Below are 22,422 nucleotides of genomic sequence, written 5' to 3'. Positions count from 1 at the left end.
TCCATTTCGCTCGAAATCGCTCTAGAGGGCTGCGGCAAGCCTGAGCGACACCCGAACAGCAGGAAGCATCATGTCAGACGTCACCATCAAACGCGCCCTCCTTTCCGTGTCGGACAAGTCCGGGCTGATCGAACTGGGGCAGGCGCTGGGAAAATATGGCGTCGAGCTGGTATCGACCGGCGGCACTGCCAAGGCGCTGCGCGAAGCGGGGCTGGAAGTGAAGGATATTTCCGATCTCACCGGCTTCCCGGAGATGATGGACGGCCGGGTCAAGACGCTGCATCCCAAGGTTCATGGCGGCCTGCTCGCCGTGCGCAACAATCCTGACCATGTCGCCTCCATGCAGGAACATGAAATCGGCGCGATCGATCTGGTGGTCGTCAACCTCTACCCCTTCGCCGCCACTGTCGCCAAGGGCGCGGAGCGCGAGGAGATCATCGAGAATATCGATATTGGCGGCCCTTCCATGGTCCGTTCCGCCGCGAAGAATCATGAAAGCGTCGCCATCGTCACCGATCCGGCCGACTATGCCCGCCTGATCGCGGAAATGGACGAAAAGGGCGGCGCCACCAGCTACGACCTGCGCCGGATGCTCGCTGCGAAGGCCTATGCCGCCACAGCGGCTTACGACTCGATGATCGCCAGCTGGTTCGCTTTCGCCGATCAGGGCGTCGATTTTCCCGAAATGCTGGCCGTATCGAGCAGGCTCGGTTCGACGCTGCGTTATGGCGAAAATCCGCACCAGTCGGCTGCGCTCTATCTGCCCGTGGGTCCTTCCGCCAACGGCATCGCGCAGGCGCAGCAGATTCAGGGCAAGGAACTGAGCTACAACAACTACAACGACGCCGACGCCGCACTGGAGCTGGTCAGCGAATTCCGCGACGGCCCGCCGACCGTGGTGATCGTCAAGCACGCCAATCCCTGCGGCGTCGCCACTGGCAATACGCTGATCGAGGCTTATGAAGCCGCGCTTGCCTGCGACAGCGTGTCGGCCTTCGGCGGCATCATCGCCGTCAACCGCCCGCTGGACGGCCCGACCGCCGAAGCGATCAGCGGTATCTTCACCGAAGTCGTCGCCGCGCCCGGCGCCGACGAAGAAGCCAGGGCGATCTTCGCGAAGAAGAAGAATCTGCGACTGCTGCTGACCGGCGAACTGCCCGATCCGGCCCGTCCCGGTCTGATGATGAAAACCATCGCTGGTGGCATGCTGGTGCAGAGTCGTGACAATGGCCGCATCAGCCGCGATCAGCTCAAGGTCGTGACCAGGCGCGCGCCGACAGAACAGGAACTGGCCGACTGCCTGTTCGCCTGGACCGTCGCCAAACATGTGAAGTCGAACGCCATCGTCTATGCCAAGGGCAACAGCACCGCCGGCATTGGCGCGGGTCAGATGAATCGCCTCGAATCCGCGCGCATCGCTGCATGGAAGGCCAAGGACGCCGCCGAAAAGGCTGGCTGGAGCGAAGCGCGCACGATCGGTTCCGCAGTCGCTTCCGACGCCTTCTTCCCCTTTGCCGACGGCCTGCTGGCGGCGGTCGAGGCGGGGGCGACGGCGGTGATCCAGCCGGGCGGCTCCATCCGCGACGAGGAAGTCATCGCAGCCGCCGACGAAGCGGGCCTCGCCATGGTCTTTACCGGTATGCGCCACTTCCGCCATTGATCGATGGTGCGGATGCGAAAGCGCCATCAATCCTTTCGCATCCGCAAAAATAACGGTTTTCAGCCACTTTTTGCCAAGTGGCCTCTTTTCATATGCTTGCACCAGACCTATTTTCTGCAGTCGACCCCACTCCCACGTCAGGCGTTGGGCAGATCCATAAAGTTCGACAGGAGAAAACAGGATGACCAGAAAGACGCTGGTGGCGCTGGCCGCCACGATCACCTTTGCCATACCCTCCGCCACCGCATTCGCCGGCATCACCGACATGGATGTCGTGGTCGACGGCCGGACCGGCGCGGAAACACGCAGCATTGCCGTGTCGGTGGCCGACCTCAACCTCGCGAGCAATCACGGCGCCCGCATGGCGGATTCGCGCATCACCAAGGCCGCCAAGCAGGTCTGCGGCTGGATGAACGGATCGATCTTGCCGGCCACCCCTGAATATCGCGCCTGCTTCGGCGAAGCGCTGGGCGGTGCCCGAAATGATCTCGACACGCTGATTCAGGCGCAGCGTCAGGGCTGATGCCTCGTTAAATGACGGCTGTCCGGCGGGTATATATCCGCCGGCCTAGCCTCATCTTGCATTGTTACCGGCTATTAACTACTCCTTAGAAGATTTCCTTCACCTCATTTGGCGAAGGATTTCATCGGGGGGGCCTAGATGCCGCTTGACGACCACAATGTGGATGTCGCCATTATCGGCGCCGGCCCGGCCGGGCTGACAGCCGCGTATCTGCTGACCAAGAAGGGCTATTCGGTCAGGGTCATCGAAAAGGACCCGGTTTATGTTGGCGGGATCAGCCGGACGGTCGAACTCGACGGCTTTCGCTTCGACATTGGCGGCCACCGTTTCTTTTCCAAGTCGCAGGAGGTTGTCGACCTCTGGAACGAGATTCTACCCGACGATTTCATCCAGCGCCCCCGGATGAGTCGGATCTATTATGAGGGCAAATTCTACAGCTACCCGCTGCGCGCTTTCGAAGCGCTCGGCAATCTGGGCATCTGGCGTTCGACGCTCTGCATGGCAAGCTTCGTCAAGGCCAAGCTGTTTCCCAACCGCAACGTCCGTTCCTTTCAGGACTGGACCGTCAATGCCTTTGGCCACAGGCTGTTCTCGATCTTCTTCAAAACCTACACGGAGAAGGTCTGGGGCATGCCGTGCGACGAAATGTCCGCCGATTGGGCGGCGCAGCGCATCAAGGGCCTCTCGCTCTGGGGGGCGGTGACGGACGGCCTCAAGCGGTCACTGGGCCTCAACAAGAAGCCGAATGACGGCATGGCGACCAAGACGCTGCTGGAAAGCTTCCGCTATCCGCGCTTGGGCCCCGGCATGATGTGGGAAGCGGCGCGCGACTTCGTGGTCGCGGGCGGGAACCAGGTGTTGATGGCCCATGGCCTCGACCAGATTTCACGGGATCAGGCCAGCGGCCGCTGGCGCATGGTGGCGCAGGGACCGCAGGGCGAGGTCGTCATAAACGCCGCGCATGTCATCAGTTCCGCACCGATGCGCGAACTGGCCGGGCGCATCCATCCCCTGCCCGCCACGCTGGACCATGCGACCGAGCTGAAATATCGTGACTTTCTGACCGTGGCGCTGATGGTCAAGAGTGAAGACATCTTCCCCGATAACTGGATCTACATCCATGATTCGAAGGTGAAGGTCGGCCGCATCCAGAATTTTCGCAGCTGGTCGCCTGAAATGGTGCCCGATCCGGAACTGGCCTGCGTGGGCCTGGAATATTTCTGTTTCGAAGGCGATGGTCTCTGGTCATCGGACGATGCCGATCTCATCGAACTCGCGAGGAAGGAAATGGCAATCCTGGGCCTTTGCAAGCCCGAAGACGTGGTGGGCGGCGCAGTGGTGCGGCAGGAAAAGGCCTATCCGGTCTACGACGACAGCTATGCCGACCATGTCATGGCCATGCGGACGGAGTTGCAGCGGCTTTATCCTACGCTGCATCTGGTCGGCCGAAACGGCATGCACCGCTACAACAATCAGGATCATGCGATGATGACGGCGATGCTGACCGTCCGCAATATCGAGGCGGGCGAACAGCTATACGATATCTGGGCGGTCAATGAAGATGCCGAATATCATGAGGCGGGTGAGGAAGGGCAGGATAGCGCCGGACAACGTGCCGCGCTGGCCAGCGAGCGACTGGTGCCCAACCGTCTGAAAGCCGCCTGATGCCCTCTCGGATCCGCTGCATGGCCGGGCCGGTGAACGCGATCCTCGGCCGTTTCACCTTCACGCGCTATCTTCTGGCAAGCATCTGCGCCCTGTCGGCCGATTTCGCGCTGTTCATGGCTCTCGCTCATATCGGGCTGCCGCCCGCAATCGCCGCGGTCGGCGGCTATTCGGCGGGCCTTCTCCTCCATTGGCTGATCAGCGTGCATTTCGTCTTCGGCCTGCAGGAACCGCCCAGTCACGCCCAACGCGTAGCGTTCATCATGAGCGCCTTGATCGGCATGGCGATCACTACGATTCTGGTGGGCGGTTTGAGCAGCCTGGGACTTCCTCCCGTTGCCGCCAAGTTGATGGCGGTTCCCGTGAGCTTCCTCGCGGTCTATGCGATCCGGAAATATGGCATCTTCGCCCGCGGCTGATTCCCGTTCCCCTTCTGCACACACTCCGATCGCTCCGCATTATGTGATGGCAGGGGCGCTGCTGGCATGGGTGCTTTGCTGCGGAGTGATGCTCTGGCTGTTCCGGAACGGCCTGACGACGCTCGACTTTCGTGATCCTGACGACGCCATGCGGCTGCAACAGGTTCGCGACTGGCTTGGCGGACAGGCTTTCTGGGACGTCAGCCAGCATCGCGTCAATCCGCCGATCGGCGGTCCGATGCACTGGTCGCGCATCGTCGACATGCCGATTGCAGTCCTGATTCTCCTGCTGCGTCCGGTTATGGATGCGGGACTGGCCGAAAGAGTTGCCTGTGCCGTCACGCCGCTGCTGCTGCTGGGCGGCGTGACGATCACCCTGTTCCTGGCAGCCAGACGCATCGGCGGCCACCATGTTGCGCTGCTGACCGTCATTCTGCTGCTGACGACGCCGACCATTTTGGTTCAGTTCACCCCATTCCGGATCGACCATCATGGATGGCAGATCTGGATGGCGGCCATTGCCTTGTGCGGAACGCTGGATAGCCGCCCTTTGCGCGGGGGCATCATGGCGGGAACGGCATTGGCTGTCTGGCTCCAGATCTCCAGCGAGGGCCTGCCCTATGCGGCGCTCTTCGCGGGTGTGTTGGCCCTGCGGCACTGTTTCGACCAGCGGGAGACGCCCCGCTTCTGCGGTTTCGCGGTTGCGCTCGGAGGCGCTGCGATCGCGCTTCTGCTCGTGCTGCGTGGCCCGCAAGCGCCGCTGATCCGGCAGTGCGACAGTCTTTCGGAAGCCTATATCTGGCCGATCATGGCATTTGCGGCGGCAACGCCTCTTACGTTGCGTCTGTTCGGCACGGTTTCGGTCCAGCGCCGTCTCCTGGCCGCATCATCGGCCGGCACCATCGCCATCGGCGTGTTTTTCATGACGGGAGGGTCCTGCCTTTCGGGCGATCCCTTCAAGGCGCTTGGCGCTGTCGCCTACCGCCTCTGGTATCTGCAGGTAAAAGAGGGCCGCCCCGTCTGGGAACAGGGTCCTTCATTGGCAGGCATCATCCTGCTGCCTGCCCTTGTCGGCCTGCTAAGCACCATCGTCGCAGTCGTAAAAAGCACGGATCCAAAGGCACGCGAGCGTTGGATCGTCATCGCTCTGCTGCTCGGCGGCGCGACAGCGGTTTCAATTCTCGTGCTGCGCGCAATGTCGGTGGCGCACATCATCGCGCTGCCGGGAATTGCGTGGCTGCTCCTCGCACTGTTCCGGTACGTCCAGACCTGGACGAACGCCGTCGCACGAATATTGGTGACGGCAGCGGTTGCCATCCTTTTGACCCCGGCAGGGCTATGCGGCGGCTGGGTGATGATCGCGACCAGCGCGGCAAAGACGAAAGAACAGCCCGAAGGAATCAATTGCCGGTCATCAACCGCGCTGGCGCCCCTTCGCTCCCTTCCGCGCGCGACCCTGTTTGCGCCACTGGATCTGGGACCCGACATCCTCGTGCGGACCAGCCACAGCGTCATCGGCACGGCCCATCACCGCAATGCAGCCGGTATAACCGCCGTCATTGAAGGCTTCACCGCCCCGCCGGACAAGGCCCGGTCCATCATCATGCGCCTGAATGGCGGCAAGGGCCCGGACTATCTCGTGACGTGCCACGAAGCGAACGAGGTCAGGCATTACCGATCGGAATTCCCGCAGGGCCTGGGCGCTGCGCTGGCCCGTGGCGCGCCCCCAGCCTGGCTCCGCCCACTGCCCCCGGGACCCAAGCAGGCGCTGCGAATTTACAGGGTCGTTCCTTAGTCCGGAGCGAAATTGAGCGCGACGCCGTTCATGCAATAACGCTTGCCCGTCGGCTTTGGGCCATCGTCGAAGACATGACCCAGATGCCCTCCGCAGCGGGCGCAATGGACTTCGGTGCGCGGATAGCCGAGGGTGAAATCCCGCGACGTGCCGACGGCCTTGGGCAAAGGCGCCCAAAAGCTGGGCCAGCCGGTGCCGCTGTCGAACTTGGTCTTCGAACTGAAAAGCCGCTGCCCGCAACCGGCGCAGGTGAAGGTGCCGGATCGATGCTCCTTGTTGAGCGGGCTGGTGAAGGGATGTTCGGTCGCCTCATGGCGCAGCACGTTATAGGCCAGCGGACTCAGGCGTTTGCGCCATTCGGCATCGCTCAGCACGAACGGATAGGCCGCCTCGGCCTTGCCCAGACCAGCCTGCCACAAGAACAGCGTCATCGCCGCCGTTGCCCCAGCGCCCATAAATTGCCGCCGATTCATGGGCGCCGCCATAGCAGGATCATCCTGTCGCGCTTCTGAACAGCTGTTTCCACCAGCCGCCGCCCGACTTCAACACATGGCGGCGGAACAGCAGCACGCCGATTCGGATGATGAGCGCCACCCACAGCATCTGCCAGCCGATCGCCAGCAGATGAGGCCAGAGGGCATCGACCTGCGCGGCGCGGGCGATCATGGCGAAGGGCGAGGAGAAGGGAAGCACGGCCGCCGCGATTTCCGGCGGCGACCCCATTTTGTCGACGGCATAGGTGGCGAAGAAGAAGATCAGCATCTGCCCCATGGTCACGGGCATGTTGAGCGTCTGGACTTCCCGCACGGTGGCTGCCTGCGCGCCAATGCCCAGGAAGAGCGAGCCGAGCAGCGTATAGGCCATGCCGAAATAGATGACGGCCAGCATCAGGAAGAGCGGCCAGCCGATGGCCGGTTCCGCCAGGCTGACGCCGGGGGTCTTCAATGCCAGAAACACGCAGAAAGCCGTGCCGCCCCAGAACAGGATGCCGACGAAGCTCATCGCCAGCATCGCTATCAGCTTGCCGAGGAAAATCGCGTCCACCGGCACGGCCGCGGCCAGAATCTCTATGATCTTGTTGGTTTTTTCCTCGACCAGATTGGACAGGATCATGCCCGCCAGCAGGATGGTAAGGAAGAAGATCACCACCTGCGCGATACGGCCAATGACCAGACGGCCCTGCGTCTGCGCACCGACGCTGGTCGAAACCTGCTGCGGTTCGACATGCACCATATGCAGCGATCGTTCGGCTACGGCTGCGCTGGCGATCAGGCTGATGTCACCCTCAAGACGCTGGATATCGTCCGGCTGGCCCGTGATGACCGGGCGAGAGGGCGAACCCGACACGATCACCACGACATCGGCGTGAGGCTTGGCGAGCTGTTCTCGAGGCGCAGGCGACAAAGGGACCCGATGGAGTCTGGGAAGCGCCTTTTCTCCCATGCGTTCGGCCAGCCGTGCCTGGGCGCGCTCCATCCGGGCAGCGTCGGGCGCCGGCATTGCCAACCCTACGACGGGGCGCAGGTCCGTGTTGGAAATCCGGTCGCCCAGCCCACCAAAGGCCATGCCGATGATGATCGGAAACAGCGGCCCCAGCAGGAACAGGATGAAGGTGCGGGACAGCACGACGGCGGTAAAGTCCCGCCGGGCGATGACGAAAGCGGCGCGCATCAATTCCCTCATGCCGCCGCCTCCCGCGCCTGATCGTCCTGCATCTGCCGCGCCGCCGCTTCGCCCACAATGGCGACGAAGGCGTCGTGCAGGCCGGGGCGCTCGATCGACAGGCTCTCGATCCCGGCATTACCGTCGAGCAGGGCGCGCAGCAGCGGTTCGATCCCATCCTGCGGCAAGGCGAAGTGCCAGGCGCCATCCTCGGCCAGCGTTTCGGGCGGAAGCGCGCGCCGCCAGTTCCCGTCGCTGAGCCGCGTGCGCAGGCGGACCTGCGGGCGGAGCCGATCGCGGGCTTCAGCGACCGTGCCGTCGAATCGCACGCGGCCGCCCGCGACAATGGCGATCCGTTCGCAAAGTCGCTCGGCATGGGCGATGACATGGGTGGAGAAAAGCACGGTGACGCCGCGCTTGGCCTGTTCGCGGATCAGGCTTTCCAGCTTTCCCTGATTGAAGGCATCCAGCCCGGAAAAGGGTTCGTCGAGTACGATGAGCCGGGGTTCATGGACAATCGTGCCGAATAGCTGGACGGTCTGCGCCATCCCCTTCGACAACTGGCGGATTGGCTTTTCGGCCGACGCGCCCATGCCGTAATCTTCCAGCATCGCGCGGGCGCGCTGGCGGCCGACCTTCAGCGGCAGCCCGCGCAGCGCGCCCATGAAGGCGACCGCTTCAGAGGCTTTCATCGAGGGGTAGAGGCCGCGCTCTTCGGGCAAATAGCCCACATTGCGCGCCTGTCGCAGCGGGACGGGATCGCCGAGCAGCGCGCGATGTCCTTCATCCGGATCGATGATGCCCAGCAGCGTGCGCAGCAGCGTGGTCTTGCCCGCGCCATTGGGACCCAGAATGCCGTAGATCGACCCTGCGGGAACGGCGATGTCGATCCCGTCGACCGCCCGGAAATCGCCGAACGTCTTGACAAGACCATGGCCTTCGACGGCATAGCTGGGTCCTGAGGTCATGGGAGAAGCCGGAAGGTCGCCGATCATTCGCCTCTGATAGTCGCACAATATGCCAACGCAAAACGAAACCTTGGAAAAGCGGCTGAAGGCCGAAGCGCGGCGGCTGGGCTTTGCCGCCTGCGCCATCGCGCCCGCCGACGCCGCGCCGCGTTCGGCGGAGCGGCTGCGGCAATGGCTGGACGCCGGCCACCATGGCGACATGCTTTGGATGGCGGAGCGCGCCGGTCAGCGCGGATCGCCGCGGGGACTGTGGCCACAGGTGCGCAGCGTCATCATGCTGGGGATGAGCTACGCGCCGGGGCGCGATCCGCTGGTCCTTGGGGACGCGGGCGACCGGGGGCGGATCTCGGTCTATGCGCAGGGGCGGGACTATCATGATGTGGTCAAGAAAGGGCTGAAGGCCCTCGCCCGCTGGCTGGTCGAGCAGCAGCCGGGCGCGCTCAAGGTCTTTGTCGATACGGCCCCGGTGATGGAAAAGCCGCTGGCGCAGGCGGCGGGACTGGGCTGGCAGGGGAAGCACAGCAATCTCGTCAGCCGGGCGCATGGCAGCTGGCTGTTTCTGGGCGCCATCTACAGCGAGATCGCGCTCACCCCCGACGCGCCGGAGACGGACCATTGCGGCAGTTGCTCCGCCTGTCAGGCCGCCTGCCCGACCGATGCCTTTCCTGCTCCCTATGTGGTGGATGCGCGGCGATGCATCTCTTACCTCACTATCGAGCATAAGGGGCCGATCCCGGAGGAATTTCGCAAGGGAATCGGCAATCGCATCTATGGCTGCGACGATTGCCTCGCCGTCTGCCCGTGGAACAAGTTTGCCGACGCGGCGGCCGCCAACCGGGCCTTTATCGGGCGGGCGGAGCTGGCGGCGCCGGAGCTGGGCGATCTGCTGGCGCTGGACGATGCCGGTTTTCGCGAGATTTTCTCCGGATCACCGATCAAGCGGATCGGGCGGAACCGGATGGTGCGCAACGCCGCCGTCGCGGCGGGGAACAGCGGTGACGCCCGGCTGATCGAGCGGTTGCGGCCGCTGACCGGCGACGATGATCCGGTGGTGGCGGAGGCGGCGCGCTGGGCGCTGGCGCAACTGCGCGCCGGATAGAAGCTTATTTCGCCTGAAGCGCGGCGGCGCAGCTGGCCGGATCGACGTCCGCGCCTGCGGGCGTGCGCGCATCGACATGGGTAACAAGCGGCTCCTTTCCCTGCGGCGGGACATAGAGATAGGCGTCGAGCACGCAGCGGCCATTGGCGAATTGCAGCTTGCGCACCGTGGTTTCGCGAACGTCGAGCCGGGGCTGGCCGAACATCTGCATGAGGTGGCGGGCGTCCGACCCGATCAGCGGACCGGGCCGGGTGAAGGCGCTGGCCGGGGGGCCGGCGGGCGGACGGCTTATCTGCGTCGCCGGGGGCGGCACGACGCCTCCGCAGGCGGCAAGAGCCGACGACAGGGCCACGGCAAGCGCCAGACCGGAGCGGTTCATGGGATTTTCCTTCGGGCACCGTGCAGCATGTGCACCGCCATAGCCGCGCTCCAGATCGGCGCAAGCAGGTTGAGGACCGGCACCATGAACAGAAGCGCCGAAACGAAGCCCATGCGCCACCGGCTGCCGCGCGGGATCGGCGGCAGGCCAGGGTGGCGCGGCTCGACCATGTCGGCAAGGTCGCGGCCCAGCAAAATGGCGTTGAGGATCAGGAACAGGCCGATCGTGCCGACGCCCGTCACCAGCAGCAGCACATAGGCGGGCAGTGCGAGCAGGTTCCACCCGATGGTGCGCGCCAGCGAACGCAGGGCGAAATGCAGGCTGCGCCCCCAACCGACCGGGTGGGCGCGAGCAGCGGCTTCCGGATAGCTGTCGCGCTCGACGGCAATGATGATGTCGTCGGCGAACAGATTCATGATGGTCATGGCAACCGCGCGGAACAGCAGCCACGCGGCGGCGGCGATGCCGACCGCCGTGGCGGCGGCTTCGGCCCAGCCTCCCCACGCCGTCGTGCCCCAACCGAAATGCAGGCGGGCCGCATGGAGGGCGAACCAGAGCGCGAACCCCAGCAGGGCGAAGGCCATCAGGCTGAGCAGCAGCGTCTTCAGCGCGAGCCGCAGGGCGGCGCCGTGAAAGATCGAGGGAAAGGCGCGCAGGGCAGCGGTCAGGACCATCGCGCCTTCTTCGCCCGGCAGGCGCTGGCCGTCAATCAGCGCCGTTGCGCCGGACGCCCCGGATAGCTAGAGACAGCGGGATTTTTCCATTCCATTGAATCATGAAGGAATATGCGTGACCGCTGCTGCCCCCACGCTTGACGTTGTTGCCATCGGCAACGCCATTGTCGATGTGCTTGCCCGGAGCGATGACGGATTTCTCGCTGAACATGCGCTGACGAAGGGCGGCATGCAGCTGGTCGACGCGGAAACCGCCGAAAGCCTCTACGCAGACATGGGCGCGGGCAAGGAAATCAGCGGCGGGTCGGCGGCGAACACGCTGGCGGGACTTGCTGCGCTGGGCAAGAAATGCGGCTTTATCGGGCAGGTGAATGACGATCAGCTGGGCGCGGTGTTCGCGCATGACGTCCGGGCGCTCGGCATCCGCTACGATACGCCTGTGATGCAGGGCGACGTGCCGACCGCCCGCTGCCTGATTCTGGTCACGCCTGACGCGCAGCGGACGATGAACACCTTTCTGGGCGCCTCGCAATTCCTGCCTGAAGCCGCGCTGGACCTGGATCTGATCCGTTCAGCCCGCATCCTCTATCTCGAAGGCTATCTGTGGGACCCGGAACAGCCGCGCGCGGCGATGCGCGCGGCGATCGATGCGGCGCGGGGCGCAGGACGCAAGGTGGCCTTCACCCTGTCGGACAATTTCGTGATCGATCGCCATCGCGCCGATTTCATCGATCTGATCGAGCAGGGCCTGATCGACATATTGTTCTCCAATGAGGGCGAAATTCAGTCGCTCGCGCAGGTCGACGATTTCGAAAAGGCCGTGGCGGCGATCGCGGGCAAGGTGCCCATGTTGGTGTCCACCCGCAGCGAAAAGGGGGCGATCGCCGTGGCTGAGGGCACGCGCTATGAAGTGCATGCAGCGGCGGTGTCCGAAATCGTCGACACGACCGGCGCGGGCGACCTGTTCGCGGCGGGCTTCCTGGCGGCGCATCTGGAGGGGCTGGATGTCGAAAAATGCCTGAAGCTGGGCGCCGCTGCCGCGGCCGAGGTGATCTCGCACTGGGGCGCGCGGCCGGAAGAGGATCTTCAGGCGATCCGGGCCCGGACGCTGGGGTAAGAACCGAAAGGCCGGGCGGAAGTCCGGCCTTCTTTTGCGTCAGGCGGCCGCCTTCTGTTTGCGGAACAGGGCGCGATCTTCAGCACCGAAGCCCCAGCGCCAGATCACGAAGCCATAAACGCCGAGGATCGTGAAGACGCCGAAGACCAGTTCGACCCATTCGAGACTGGGGGGCAGCGCGACGAAGGCGGCGCCCACGACGCAGGCCACGCCGGAAGCGCTGAGCAGCGGCCAGCGCCACGCATTGACCTTGGCACCGAGCAGGTGCGAGAGGAGGCGGGCTTTCACCAACGCACTGATGCCCAGCGCAATGCTGAGCGCGAGCGCGGGGGCGGCGGCGATGGCTTCAGGCTTGAGGCCCATGTCGCGGGCGATGAGGATCAGCGCGAAGCTGAGTCCGGCCTGGAGTCCGATCATCAGCAGCGAGATCATCAGATTGCGGTGGCGGGCGATATAGACCAGCGCGGATTCGCTGACGACGGCGGTGGCGGCGACCACTTCGGCCAGCAGCAGGAAGGCGAGCGCCCCCGTGCCACCGACGAAATGCGGGCCGACGAGGCCCATGACCGCTTCGCCCGGAATGCCGAGCGCCAATGCTATTCCCGCCTGCGCGGCGATGATCCAGAAGCCGACCTGACTGACCTGCTTCGCGATGGCGGTCAGATTGCCTTCGGCCAGGTTGCGCGTGATGACGGGGCCGAGGATGGGGTCGAAGCTCGTCTTGAGCTTTTGCGGGAGAGAAGCGACCTGCTGGGCGACATAATAGATGCCGACCACCGCCGGGCTGACGAACAGGCCAAGGATGGCCATGTCGAGGCGGCGCGAACCCCATTCGACCCCATCCGCCGCCGCAAGCGGCAGGTTGCGGCGGGTAAGGCGCCAGAGTCTCCCGAAATCGGGGCGCCAGCCATAGGGGATGCCATAATGGCGAGTCATCGGAATGATGGAGGCGATGAGCGCCGAGACCATCGAGAGGACATAGGACAGGATCAGCCCGTCCCGCAGCGAATAATAAGCGAAACCGAAGGCGCCGATGCTGATCGCCCACGGCTCGATGACCGATCGCGCGCGTACGGTGGCGCCAATGTCGAAGCGGTAGGCGCAGGCGGCGAGCGCCACGTCTGACCCGGCGACGGCGATGACGATCAGGGCGAGCAGGCGGTCCAGACCATTGATGCCGCTGTTCGGGAACATCGCCTGCGGGAAGGCGACGAGGACCGCGCTGCCGATGAGGGAGGCGATCAGCGTCACCAGCATCGCGTCGGTCACGACGTGGCTGTGCGGGCGTTCGGTCTGCGCAAGAGCTCCGGCGAGGCCGCGTTTCAGGCCCAGCGTGGCAAGCTGGGCGACGAATTCCACCACCAGCACCGCATAGGCGAAGCGGCCCAGCGCATCGGCGCCATACCAGCGGCCAGCGATGAACAGGAACGGCAGGCGCGCGGCAAGACGGAGCAGAAAACCGAACACGTTGGTCCGTCCACCCTTGGCGAGCGCCGCAATATCATCCTGCTGCGCGGGAGAGGCCCCATCAGCCGCCAAAGAACTATAATCCCCCTGTCGCGTCATTCTGTGGAGCCGGATAGTAGCAATAAATGAGGATGGGGCGATGAATTTATTCGGCGCGCAGCGGACGGGCGAGCAGCGCGTCCATCACCTGGGCCAGCGGCGCCGCGTCTTCGAGCAGCGCGCAGACGGCCTCGACCACCGGCATTTCGACGCGGGCAGCGCGGGCAGCTTCGCGCAGGACGGGGGCGGTGAAGGCGCCTTCCGCTACGGTCCGCCGGTTCGACAGCAGCTCTCTGGCGGACCGCCCCTCCCCCAACCCTTTGCCCAGCGAGAAGTTTCGGCTGTTGGTGGAAGAGCAGGTGAGGACCAGATCGCCGAGGCCGGAAAGGCCTGCAAGGGTTTCGGGGCGGGCGCCGCGAGCCAGGCCGAAGCGGGTCATTTCGGCAAAGCCCCGGCTGATGAGCGAGGCGCGGGCGTTGAGGCCAAGACCTGCGCCCTCCGCGACGCCGCAGGCGATGGCGAGGACGTTTTTCACCGCGCCGCCGATTTCCGCGCCAACCACGTCATCGGAAAGATAGGGGCGAAAGGCAGGGCGCGCGATGCGGGCGGCGATGTTCGCCGCGAGGGCGGCGTCCGCGCAGGCGAGCGTAATCGCGGTGGGCAGGCCCCTGGCCACCTCATGCGCAAAGGTCGGGCCGGAAAGGACGGCAATAGGGGATGTCGGCTGCGCCTGCGCGGCGACTTCGGACATGAGCAGGCTGGTGCCCGACTCAATGCCCTTGGAGCAGAGGATGAGGGGCTTGCCTGCCGGAGCGTCCGCAACGACCCTGCGCAGATGCTGGGCCGGGCTGACGATCAGCAATATGTCGCGGTCGGCCATGCCGGACATGTCGCCGGTCGCTTCGATTGAGGCGCTGAGCGGGATGTCGGGAAGATAGAGCGGGTTCTGGCGGTCCTTGTTGACGGTCTCCACCACTTCCGGCTCGAGCGCCCAAAGACGAACATGCTGGCCGTCCGCCGCCAGCGTTTGGGCGAGCGCGGTGCCCCAGGCGCCTGCGCCGATCACTCCGGCCTTCATGCTTTTACTCCTGCTCCGCGCGCTTTTTCCGCGCCGGGGTCGAGCGGCCAGCGCGGGCGGGCCGGAACGGTGAGGTCATCGATCAGTCCAGCCGCGTAGCGCTCGGCGCCCGCCCAGGCGATCATCGCGGCATTGTCCGTGCACAGCCAGAGCGGCGGCGCGACGAAGGGCAGGCCGTGCCGGGCCGCGAGGGCTTCCAGGGCGGCGCGGATCGACTGATTGGCCGCGACCCCGCCCGCGACGACGAGGGCAGTCATGCCCCGATGCTCGGCCAGCTGCTTTTCGGCGCGGTCGATCAGGCAGTCGATCACCGCCTGCTGGAAGCTCGCGGCGATATCCTCGATCGAATATTGTCCGGACTGGACAGCGCGCATCACCGCGCTCTTGAGGCCAGCGAAGGAGAAATGGGGTTCGGCCGTGCCGACCAGCGGACGCGGCAGAGGGACGGCCTTGGGATTGCCCTGCGCCGCGGCTTTCTCGACCGCCGGACCGCCGGGATAGCCGAGGCCCAGCAGCTTCGCCGTCTTGTCGAAGGCTTCGCCGCTGGCATCGTCGATGGTGGTGGCAAGACGGCCATAATCGCCCGGGCCGCGCACCTCCAATATCTGGCAATGGCCGCCCGACACCAGCAGCAGCAGATAGGGGAATTGCAGGCTGGGGTCCGCGAGGCGCGGCGAAAGGGCGTGGCCTTCGAGATGATTCACGGCGATCAACGGCTTGTTCGCCGCATGGGCGAGCGCCTTGCCGGTGACGAGGCCGACCATCACCCCGCCGATCAGACCGGGACCGGCGGTGGCGGCGATCACGTCGACCTCGTTCAGGCTGAGGTCCGCATCCCTGAGCGCCGCTTCGATCAGGGGCACAAGCGCCTCGACATGGGCGCGGGCGGCGATTTCGGGGACGACGCCGCCATAGGGGCGATGCGCCTCCTCCTGCGTGGCGAGGCGGTGGGCGAGGATCCTGCCCTCCGCCGTCACGAGCGCCGCTGCGGTTTCGTCGCAGCTTGATTCCAGGCCGAGGATGATCGTCATTGCTGCTTCCATCTAATGCCCGCGATCATTAGAGCAAGCGGGATCATGCAAAAGCCTTCCCGCCCTCTCCGCCTTGGCACCCGTGGTTCTCCGCTTGCGCTCGCGCAGGCGCATATGACGATGGCGGCGCTGCGCGCGCGCCATGGTTGGGATGAGAGCTCGGTCGAGATCGTGGTGGTGCAGACCAGCGGTGACCGGATTCAGGACCGGGCGTTGGCCGAGATCGGCGGCAAGGCGCTGTGGACCAAGGAGTTGGACCGGGCCCTGCTGGCGGGCGAGATCGATTTTGCCGTGCATTCGATGAAGGATGTCGAGACGCTGCGCCCGGCAGAAATACGGATCGCCGCGATGCTGCCGCGTGCCGATGTCCGCGACCGGCTGGTGGGGGCGGGCAGTTTCGAGGCTTTGCCCGAAACGCCGGTGGTGGGGACCAGCTCGCCGCGCCGGGCGGCGCAGGTGAAGCGCTTGCGGCCTGATGCGCAGGTCGTGCTGTTTCGCGGCAATGTGGCGACGCGCTTGAGTAAGCTGGCGGCGGGGGACGTCCATGCGACCCTGCTGGCGGCGGCGGGACTGGACCGGCTGGGTCAGGGCGATGTGGGCGTGACGATCCCGGTGGAGACGATGCTGCCCGCGCCGTCGCAGGGGGCGGTGGGGATCGAGACGCTGAGCGGCAATGAGGCGATGCTGGAATTGCTGGCCACGATCAGTGACGCGGATACGTTCGACTGCGTGATGGCGGAGCGGGCGGTGCTGGTCGGCCTGGGCGGCACCTGCCATTCGCCGATCGCCGCGCTCGCGCGGCTGGAAGACGGCCGAATTCATCTGCGTGCGGAAATCATCAGCCCCGATGGACTGGAAACTGTGGGCCAAGAGGATCGGGTTGCGCGAGGCGATGCCGCTGCGGCCGAAGCCCTTGGACGCGGGTTGCTCGGGCGGGCAAGTCCGGCGCTGCGGGCGCTGTTCGAGGCGTGACACGGGTCGTCATCCTGCGGCCCGAGCCGGGCGCCAGCAGGACCGCCGCTCGCGCAGCGGAGCTAGGACTGGTTGCGGAAGTTCATCCGCTGTTCGCGCCGCGTGCGATCGATTGGGCGGCTCCATCCCCTGACCGATTCGATGCCCTGTTGCTGACCAGCGCCAATGCAGCGCGGCTCGCCGGAGCGCGGCTGACAGACTATCGGGTCTTGCCGACCTACGCGGTGGGGCGGGCCACAGCCAGGGCATTGGCGGAGGCGGGACTGGCCGGCGCCGTCGCCGGGGACGGAGACGGAACCGCGATTGCGCGAAGGATTGCCGACGACGGGCATCGCGTGGTTCTGCATCTCGCCGGACGGACGGTTGCGCCGATGGAAGCCGGTTTGCTGACGATCGAGCGCGTCGCCGTCTATGAAATGCGGCGCACCGACGAGGATGGGCTGGCCGACCGGCTGGAGCCGGGCAGCATCCTCCTGGTCCATTCCCCGCGCGCGGGCGGGATATTGGCGGAGCGGGTGAGCGTTGACCAACGCGGCGGCCTGCACCTGATCGCGATCAGCCCTGCCGCGCTGGCCGCCTGCGGCGCGGGTTGGGCGAGCGCCGAGGCGCCCGATACGCCCGATGATGAGAGGATGCTGGCCCTTGCCGTCCGATTATGCGAATGATTCGCCCCCAAATGAGGAAAGGCCTTTGATGAGCGATCCGGACGGCTTGGCCGTTGCCCCCGTAGCAGGTGGACCGGAGACGGATGCGCCCGTGCGGCGGCGCAGCCTCTGGTTGATGCTGATCCTGTTGCTGATGGCGTTTGCGATCGGGGTGGTCCTCACGATTCTGGCCATGCCGCAGCTTCAGCGCTGGCTGGGCAACCCCAAGCCGCAGACGGCGATGACCGATCCGTTGCTGAACGCTGTCACGCCGGGCGTGCCGATGCGACCGCTTAACGGCGATGCCGCCCAAATGCTGGATGCGCGGGTGATGCAGCTGGAGGAGCGGCTCAATCGCATAACGGTCGAGGCGCAGGCGGCTTCGGGCAATGCCGCGCGGGCAGAGGGCCTGCTGGTCGCCTTCGCGGCGCGACGGGCGCTCGATAGCGGGACGCCGCTTGGCTATATTGAGGGACAGTTGAGACTCCGTTTCGGGCAGGCCCAACCGCGCGCAGTGGCGACGATCATCAATGCGGCGCGGGAGCCGGTGACGCTGGCGGATTTGCGGGCCGGGCTGACGGCTCTGGGTGATCAGCTGACGGTTCCGCCCGCCAATGCAAGCTGGTGGGAAGCGCTTGAGCATGAAGCGCGGGAGCTGATCTCCTTTCACAAGGAATCCACCCCCTCGCCCCGGCCGCAGGCGGCGCTGGACCGGGCGATTCGCTATCTGGACGGGTCGCGCGTGGGCCCGGCGCTGGCCGAGGTGGAGAAGATGCCGGGACGGGCTGCGGCCGACCGCTGGATGCAATATGCCCGGCGCTATCTGGAGGCGCGGCGGGCGCTGGACCTGATCGAAACCGCCGCGATCCTGGAGCCGCGGCAGTTGCGGGCGGCAGACGGCGGGACGGTGGCCCAGACGTCGCCTTTGGCGCCCTGAAAGACTGTCACAAACGACAAACGGTTGAAACTTGTCGATGAAAGGCGTGGACGCGCGCCTGCCTGTCATGAGAATGTCATCTTTCCCTTTGGAAACAGGATGCCTTCTCTTGCCGCCTTATGCCGACACCATAACCAGCTTCTGGAAAGGCCGTCTGGCCAGCGGCCCGCGGGCGGCTGAACGCCCCTCGCTCCAGCATTTGCTGGGCAATGCTTCGGTACCGTTCGATCTGGTTCGGACCAGAGCGCAGGCTGCGACGCTGGCGCAAGCGATGCGTGGCGATGGACGGAAAGTGCTGCTGCTCCCCGGTTTGCTGGCGTCGGAGAAGCGGATGGAGCCTTTGCGTCATGTGCTGAATGCAGCGGGCTATGAAGCGCATGGCTGGGGCATGGGACGGAATTTCGGGCCGAAGCCGGAGACTCTGGAGCAGATCGACCGGCGGGTGGATTTCATCCGCCACCGGAGCGGCGCGCCGGTGACGCTGGTGGGCTGGAGTCTGGGTGGGTTGTTTGCGCGCGAATATGCCAAGTTCGCGCCGAACAAAGTCAGCGGCGTGGTGACCATGGGGACGCCCTTTTCGGGCGATCCGCGCGCCAATCATGCCTGGCGGCTCTATCAGCTCGTTTCCGGCTTTCCCGTGGACCGGCCGCCCTTTGCCTGCGATCGCGAGGCGAAGCCGCCGGTGCCGACCGTAGCGCTCTGGTCCCGGCGGGACGGGGTGATTCTGGCCGAATGCGCGAGGGGTCGCGCCGGGGAGCGCGACCGGGCGATTGAAGTGGACTGCACGCATATGGGCTTTGCCGCCGCGCCCGAGGGCATTCTCGCGGTAGGCAAAGCGCTTGAGGCGATGCGGGACTGAAAGCCCCGCTTACGGCCTGCCCTTCGCCTGCCGATCGATCAAAACGGCCTGTTGCCATCGACCCGGCGCCTTATCGGTGCGATGTATGCAGCCCGCCCAACAGCAGGGACGTTTCCTGCCCTCCAACAATTCCTCGCGGGTTCGCTCAATGCGGCGTAGCCGCGTCTTCGGCTGTTTCGCGTCGTCCACCCAGCAGATGAACTCGTTCCGGCCAAGCGGCGTCAGGCCTTCCCACAGGGCAAAGATTTCGGGGTCCGATCGCAAGGCCGTTTGAAGGTCCTCGCCTGCTTCGTGCACGGTGCCGTGTGGGAAGGGGTTTGCCATAGAAACTCCAGGATGCCGCCCGCAAACCGGGTTCACCGCCTCTCCCTGGAATGACGGCTTTCCAAGTCTGCCCCCCTGAACGATGGAATGTCCACCGTCGGCAGAAAACCGAACCGTCAGAGGCTGAGGCGTTTCAGTGCCTCATCCTTACCGATCAACGGCAGCAACAGGCCCATGTCTGGACCATGATCCAGTCCCGTGAGCGCGCGCCGGAGAGGCAGGAACAGCGCCTTGCCCTTGCGGCCCGTTTCCGCTTTCAGCCTTTCGGTAAGGCTGCGCCAGACGGTAGCGTCGAAGTCGCCTGTCAGCAGCGCAGCGTGCGCGAGGGCCAGGAATTCTCGATCTTCCGCGGCCGGTTCGGGGGTGTCGATGGGGCCGGTGACGATCTGCCACCATTCCGAAGCTCCCGAAACGGTTTCGAGATTGGGGCGGATGGCTTCCCAGGCGGCTTCGTCCATGCCCTCGGGCAACCGGCCGAACACGGCGTCATAGGGCAGGATGTGGACGATCTTCTGATTGAGGGTCGCCAGTTCCGCCTCGTCGAAGCGCGCAGGGGCGCGGCCGAAATGGGCGAAGTCGAAACTGTCGATCAAGGGCTGCATGTCCGAGAACGGTTCGATCGGCATGGAACTGCCCAGACGGGCGAGCAAAGACGCGATGGCGGCCGGCTCGAGGCCCATCTCGCGGAAATAAGCGACGCCCAGCGAGCCGAGACGCTTGGAAAGCTTGCCCTCGCTGCCGGTGAGCAGGGCTTCATGGGCAAATGCCGGAAGCGGCGCGCCCAGAGCGGTGAACATCTGAATCTGGGTGGCGGTGTTGGACACATGGTCCTCTCCGCGCAGGACGTGGGTGACGCCCATGGCAATGTCGTCGATCACCGAGGGGAGCATGTAGAGCCAGCTGCCGTCGGCGCGGCGGATCACCGGGTCGGAGAGCAGTTTCGGGTCGAAACGCTGCTCGCCACGAATAAGATCAGTCCAGACGATGGACTGGTCGTGGTCCAGCCTGAAGCGCCAGTGAGGCTGGCGGCCTTCGGCCTCGTAGGCGGCGATCTGCTCGGGGGTCAGCGAGAGAGCCGCGCGGTCATAAACCGGCGGCAGGCCCCGGCCGAGCAGTATCTTGCGGCGCAGTTCCAGTTCCTGTTGCGTCTCATAGGCCGGGTAGACATGGCCCGACGCTCTCAGGGCTTCGAATTTCTCTTCATAAAGGGCGAAGCGGTCGGACTGCTTTTCCTCCCCATCCCAGTGGAGGCCGAGCCAGTCCAGATCAGCCTTGATGCCTTCCGCATATTCCGGACGCGAGCGCTCGAGATCGGTGTCGTCGAGGCGCAGCCAGAACTGGCCGCCGCTTTTGCGCGCAAACAGCCAGTTGTGCAGCGCGGCGCGGATATTGCCGACATGGAGGTTGCCGGTCGGCGACGGGGCGAAGCGGGTGATGACGGTCATAGGGTCCGGAAGGCGTTGGTGATGGGATAGCGGCGATCGCGGCCGAAATTGCGCGATCCCAACTTCACGCCCGGGGGCGACTGGCGACGTTTATATTCGGCGACGTAGAGCAGTCGCTCGATGCGGGAAACCATGTCCTTGTCGAAGCCGCGGGCGACCAGTTGCTCGACCGACAGTTCCTCTTCGACCAGACCGTAGAGGATCGGGTCCAGCACCTCATAGGGTGGCAGGCTGTCTTCATCCTTCTGATTGTCGCGCAGTTCGGCGCTGGGCGGCTTGGTGATGACGCGCTCGGGCATGACCGGACCTTTGGGACCGAACGCCTCGCCCAAGGACGGGACATTCTCGTTACGCCAGCGGCAGAGATCGAACACCGTTGTCTTATAGGCGTCCTTCAGCACCGAATAGCCGCCCGCCATATCGCCATAGATGGTGGCGTAGCCGACCGACATCTCGCTCTTGTTGCCGGTGGTCAGCAGCATATGGCCGAATTTGTTGGAGAGGCCCATCAGCGTCACGCCCCGGATGCGGGACTGGATATTTTCTTCGGTAAGGTCGCGCTGGCGGCCGGCGAAGACGTCGGCCAGCATGGAATCGAAAGCGGCGACCGCCGGTTCGATCGGGATGGTGTCATAGCGGACGCCGAGCAGCCGGGCGCATTCCACCGCGTCGTCCAGGCTTTCCTGACTGGTGAAGCGCGAGGGCATCATCACGCACCAGACGCGGTCGGCGCCCAGCGCGTCAACGGCGACGGCGGCGGAGAGCGCGGAATCGATGCCGCCCGACAGGCCGAGGACCACGCCGGGGAAACGGTTCTTGTTCACATAGTCGCGCAGGCCGAGCACCATGGCATTATAGATATCGGCCGGGCGCGGATCGGGTTGATGGCGTTCGCCGGGCAGGCAGACCCACTGGCCGTCCCATTTTTCCCAGTTGGTGAGGACCAGCGCCTCCTCCCAGTCGGGAAGCTGCTGGGCGAGGCTCAAATCGCCGTTCACGACGAAGGACGCGCCGTCGAACACCAGTTCGTCCTGCCCGCCGACGCGGTTGAGATAGATGAGCGGCAGGCCGGTTTCGCGGACGCGGGTGCCCGCGACGGCGTTGACGCGGCGGTCGTCCTTGTCGACCTCGAACGGAGAGCCATTGGGGCTGATCAGGATTTCCGCGCCCTCTGCCCGCAGATGCGCGGTGACGAAGGGGAACCAGATATCCTCGCAGATCGGAACGCCGATCTTCACCCCCTTGAAATCGATCGGCGCGGGCAGCGGGCCGGGCGCGAAAAGGCGCTTTTCATCGAATGTCCCGTAATTGGGCAATTCGCGCTTCTGACGGATGGCGGTGACGGCGCCTTCTTCCAGCAGGGCGACGACATTGAACAGCACCCCCTGCGAGGCGACCACCGTGCCGACCAGCATGGCGGGGCCGCCATCAGCCGTGGCTTGGGCGAGCCGGTCGAGTTCATGGTTGGCGCGGTCGACCAAGGCGGGCTTCAGCACCAGATCTTCAGGCGGATAGCCGATCAGTTGCAGTTCGGGATAGACGATGAGGTCAGCATCCATCGCCCGCGCACGCCATTCCAGCATCGCGTCGGCGTTAGCGGTGAGATCGCCCACCGACTGCGTCATCTGGGCAAGGGCTATCACGAGTTTGTCGGTCATAGGAAGC

22 protein-coding genes are annotated in these 22,422 nt (G+C 65.2%); 11 read left to right on the top strand and 11 right to left on the bottom strand.

Going from position 1 to position 22,422, the window contains the following annotated elements; translation table 11 throughout:
• The first annotated feature begins 70 nt into the window (after positions 1-70).
• The 5 genes from purH to ACFC3J_RS07155 all read left to right on the top strand — a co-directional run bounded on the left by purH (position 71) and on the right by ACFC3J_RS07155 (position 6,062).
• The gene (gene purH / locus ACFC3J_RS07175) at positions 71-1,660 is read left to right on the top strand and encodes a bifunctional phosphoribosylaminoimidazolecarboxamide formyltransferase/IMP cyclohydrolase (protein ID WP_375195512.1); all 1,590 of its coding nucleotides are present in this window, start codon (positions 71-73) and stop codon (positions 1,658-1,660) included.
• Between the two features lie 181 nt (positions 1,661-1,841).
• Positions 1,842-2,183 (top strand): UrcA family protein, encoded by a 342-nt coding sequence (locus ACFC3J_RS07170; protein WP_375195511.1) that lies wholly within the window; start codon positions 1,842-1,844, stop codon positions 2,181-2,183.
• Between the two features lie 138 nt (positions 2,184-2,321).
• Positions 2,322-3,848: an NAD(P)/FAD-dependent oxidoreductase gene (locus ACFC3J_RS07165; protein ID WP_375195510.1), complete on the top strand. Its 1,527-nt coding sequence runs from the start codon at positions 2,322-2,324 to the stop codon at positions 3,846-3,848.
• Positions 3,848-4,267: a GtrA family protein gene (locus ACFC3J_RS07160; protein WP_375195509.1), complete on the top strand. Its 420-nt coding sequence runs from the start codon at positions 3,848-3,850 to the stop codon at positions 4,265-4,267. The genes ACFC3J_RS07165 and ACFC3J_RS07160 overlap by 1 nt, the downstream gene beginning before the upstream one ends.
• On the top strand, positions 4,245-6,062 hold the full coding sequence (locus ACFC3J_RS07155; RefSeq protein WP_375195508.1) for a hypothetical protein: 1,818 nt from the start codon (positions 4,245-4,247) through the stop codon (positions 6,060-6,062). The genes ACFC3J_RS07160 and ACFC3J_RS07155 overlap by 23 nt, the downstream gene beginning before the upstream one ends.
• Here ACFC3J_RS07155 and msrB read toward each other — a convergent pair.
• From msrB to ACFC3J_RS07140, 3 genes are read right to left on the bottom strand one after another with little or no spacing between them, the layout of a single operon-like run.
• A complete protein-coding gene (msrB, locus tag ACFC3J_RS07150; RefSeq protein ID WP_375195513.1) occupies positions 6,059-6,535 on the bottom strand; it encodes a peptide-methionine (R)-S-oxide reductase MsrB in 477 nt (158 codons plus the stop codon). The two genes, ACFC3J_RS07155 and msrB, sit on opposite strands and share 4 nt — an antisense overlap.
• Before the next feature lie 19 nt (positions 6,536-6,554).
• Positions 6,555-7,745, bottom strand: a complete 1,191-nt coding sequence (locus ACFC3J_RS07145) for an ABC transporter permease (protein ID WP_375195507.1) — start codon at positions 7,743-7,745, stop codon at positions 6,555-6,557.
• Complete coding sequence (locus ACFC3J_RS07140; RefSeq protein ID WP_375195506.1) at positions 7,742-8,719, bottom strand: ABC transporter ATP-binding protein; 978 nt, start codon at positions 8,717-8,719, stop codon at positions 7,742-7,744. The genes ACFC3J_RS07145 and ACFC3J_RS07140 overlap by 4 nt, the downstream gene beginning before the upstream one ends.
• 22 nt (positions 8,720-8,741) lie before the next feature.
• On the opposite strand from ACFC3J_RS07140, the gene queG reads away from it, so the two are divergent.
• The gene (queG, locus tag ACFC3J_RS07135) at positions 8,742-9,791 is read left to right on the top strand and encodes a tRNA epoxyqueuosine(34) reductase QueG (RefSeq protein ID WP_375195505.1); all 1,050 of its coding nucleotides are present in this window, start codon (positions 8,742-8,744) and stop codon (positions 9,789-9,791) included.
• 4 nt (positions 9,792-9,795) lie between these two features.
• On the opposite strand, the gene ACFC3J_RS07130 is transcribed toward queG, so the two are convergent.
• Positions 9,796-10,170: a hypothetical protein gene (locus ACFC3J_RS07130; protein ID WP_375195504.1), complete on the bottom strand. Its 375-nt coding sequence runs from the start codon at positions 10,168-10,170 to the stop codon at positions 9,796-9,798.
• Positions 10,167-10,844: an EI24 domain-containing protein gene (locus tag ACFC3J_RS07125; protein ID WP_375195503.1), complete on the bottom strand. Its 678-nt coding sequence runs from the start codon at positions 10,842-10,844 to the stop codon at positions 10,167-10,169. Before ACFC3J_RS07125 ends, ACFC3J_RS07130 begins: the two co-directional genes overlap by 4 nt.
• Before the next feature lie 115 nt (positions 10,845-10,959).
• Here ACFC3J_RS07125 and ACFC3J_RS07120 point away from each other — a divergent pair, with 115 nt between their 5' ends.
• Positions 10,960-11,961, top strand: a complete 1,002-nt coding sequence (locus tag ACFC3J_RS07120) for an adenosine kinase (RefSeq protein WP_375195502.1) — start codon at positions 10,960-10,962, stop codon at positions 11,959-11,961.
• A gap of 39 nt (positions 11,962-12,000) precedes the next feature.
• Here the strand turns inward: ACFC3J_RS07120 and ACFC3J_RS07115 are convergent, their stop codons facing one another.
• The 3 genes from ACFC3J_RS07115 to tsaD are packed head-to-tail and all read right to left on the bottom strand — an operon-like array spanning position 12,001 to position 15,576.
• Positions 12,001-13,527 (bottom strand): lipopolysaccharide biosynthesis protein, encoded by a 1,527-nt coding sequence (locus ACFC3J_RS07115; RefSeq protein WP_375195501.1) that lies wholly within the window; start codon positions 13,525-13,527, stop codon positions 12,001-12,003.
• A gap of 46 nt (positions 13,528-13,573) precedes the next feature.
• Positions 13,574-14,545 carry an NAD(P)H-dependent glycerol-3-phosphate dehydrogenase gene (locus ACFC3J_RS07110; RefSeq protein ID WP_375195500.1) on the bottom strand — a complete coding sequence of 324 codons (972 nt, stop codon included), beginning with the start codon at positions 14,543-14,545 and terminating at the stop codon, positions 13,574-13,576.
• Positions 14,542-15,576 (bottom strand): tRNA (adenosine(37)-N6)-threonylcarbamoyltransferase complex transferase subunit TsaD, encoded by a 1,035-nt coding sequence (gene tsaD / locus ACFC3J_RS07105; protein ID WP_375195499.1) that lies wholly within the window; start codon positions 15,574-15,576, stop codon positions 14,542-14,544. Before tsaD ends, ACFC3J_RS07110 begins: the two co-directional genes overlap by 4 nt.
• A 45-nt stretch (positions 15,577-15,621) precedes the next feature.
• Between tsaD and hemC the strand changes: the two genes are divergently transcribed.
• The 4 genes from hemC to ACFC3J_RS07085 all read left to right on the top strand — a co-directional run bounded on the left by hemC (position 15,622) and on the right by ACFC3J_RS07085 (position 18,988).
• Positions 15,622-16,548, top strand: coding sequence for a hydroxymethylbilane synthase (gene hemC / locus ACFC3J_RS07100; RefSeq protein WP_375195498.1), 927 nt, complete (start codon positions 15,622-15,624; stop codon positions 16,546-16,548).
• Positions 16,545-17,213: a uroporphyrinogen-III synthase gene (locus tag ACFC3J_RS07095; protein ID WP_375195497.1), complete on the top strand. Its 669-nt coding sequence runs from the start codon at positions 16,545-16,547 to the stop codon at positions 17,211-17,213. Before hemC ends, ACFC3J_RS07095 begins: the two co-directional genes overlap by 4 nt.
• A 28-nt stretch (positions 17,214-17,241) precedes the next feature.
• Positions 17,242-18,129, top strand: a complete 888-nt coding sequence (locus ACFC3J_RS07090; RefSeq protein WP_375195496.1) for a hypothetical protein — start codon at positions 17,242-17,244, stop codon at positions 18,127-18,129.
• A 109-nt stretch (positions 18,130-18,238) separates the two neighbouring features.
• Positions 18,239-18,988 (top strand): esterase/lipase family protein, encoded by a 750-nt coding sequence (locus ACFC3J_RS07085; RefSeq protein ID WP_375195495.1) that lies wholly within the window; start codon positions 18,239-18,241, stop codon positions 18,986-18,988.
• Positions 18,989-18,997: 9 nt separating this feature from the next.
• Here ACFC3J_RS07085 and ACFC3J_RS07080 read toward each other — a convergent pair whose 3' ends face one another.
• The 3 genes from ACFC3J_RS07080 to ACFC3J_RS07070 form a co-directional block, all read right to left on the bottom strand.
• Positions 18,998-19,312, bottom strand: coding sequence for a YdeI/OmpD-associated family protein (locus tag ACFC3J_RS07080; protein WP_375195494.1), 315 nt, complete (start codon positions 19,310-19,312; stop codon positions 18,998-19,000).
• 116 nt (positions 19,313-19,428) lie between these two features.
• Positions 19,429-20,757 carry a glutamate--tRNA ligase gene (gene gltX / locus ACFC3J_RS07075; protein WP_375195493.1) on the bottom strand — a complete coding sequence of 443 codons (1,329 nt, stop codon included), beginning with the start codon at positions 20,755-20,757 and terminating at the stop codon, positions 19,429-19,431.
• Entirely contained in the window at positions 20,754-22,415 is a 1,662-nt protein-coding gene (locus ACFC3J_RS07070; protein ID WP_375195492.1) for an NAD+ synthase, read from the bottom strand. The genes gltX and ACFC3J_RS07070 overlap by 4 nt, the downstream gene beginning before the upstream one ends.
• Positions 22,416-22,422 lie beyond the last annotated feature (7 nt).

The organism is Sphingobium sp. (assembly GCF_041987595.1).
Classification (GTDB): Bacteria; Pseudomonadota; Alphaproteobacteria; order Sphingomonadales; family Sphingomonadaceae; genus Sphingobium.
This window is presented reverse-complemented; position numbering and strand designations above follow the sequence as displayed.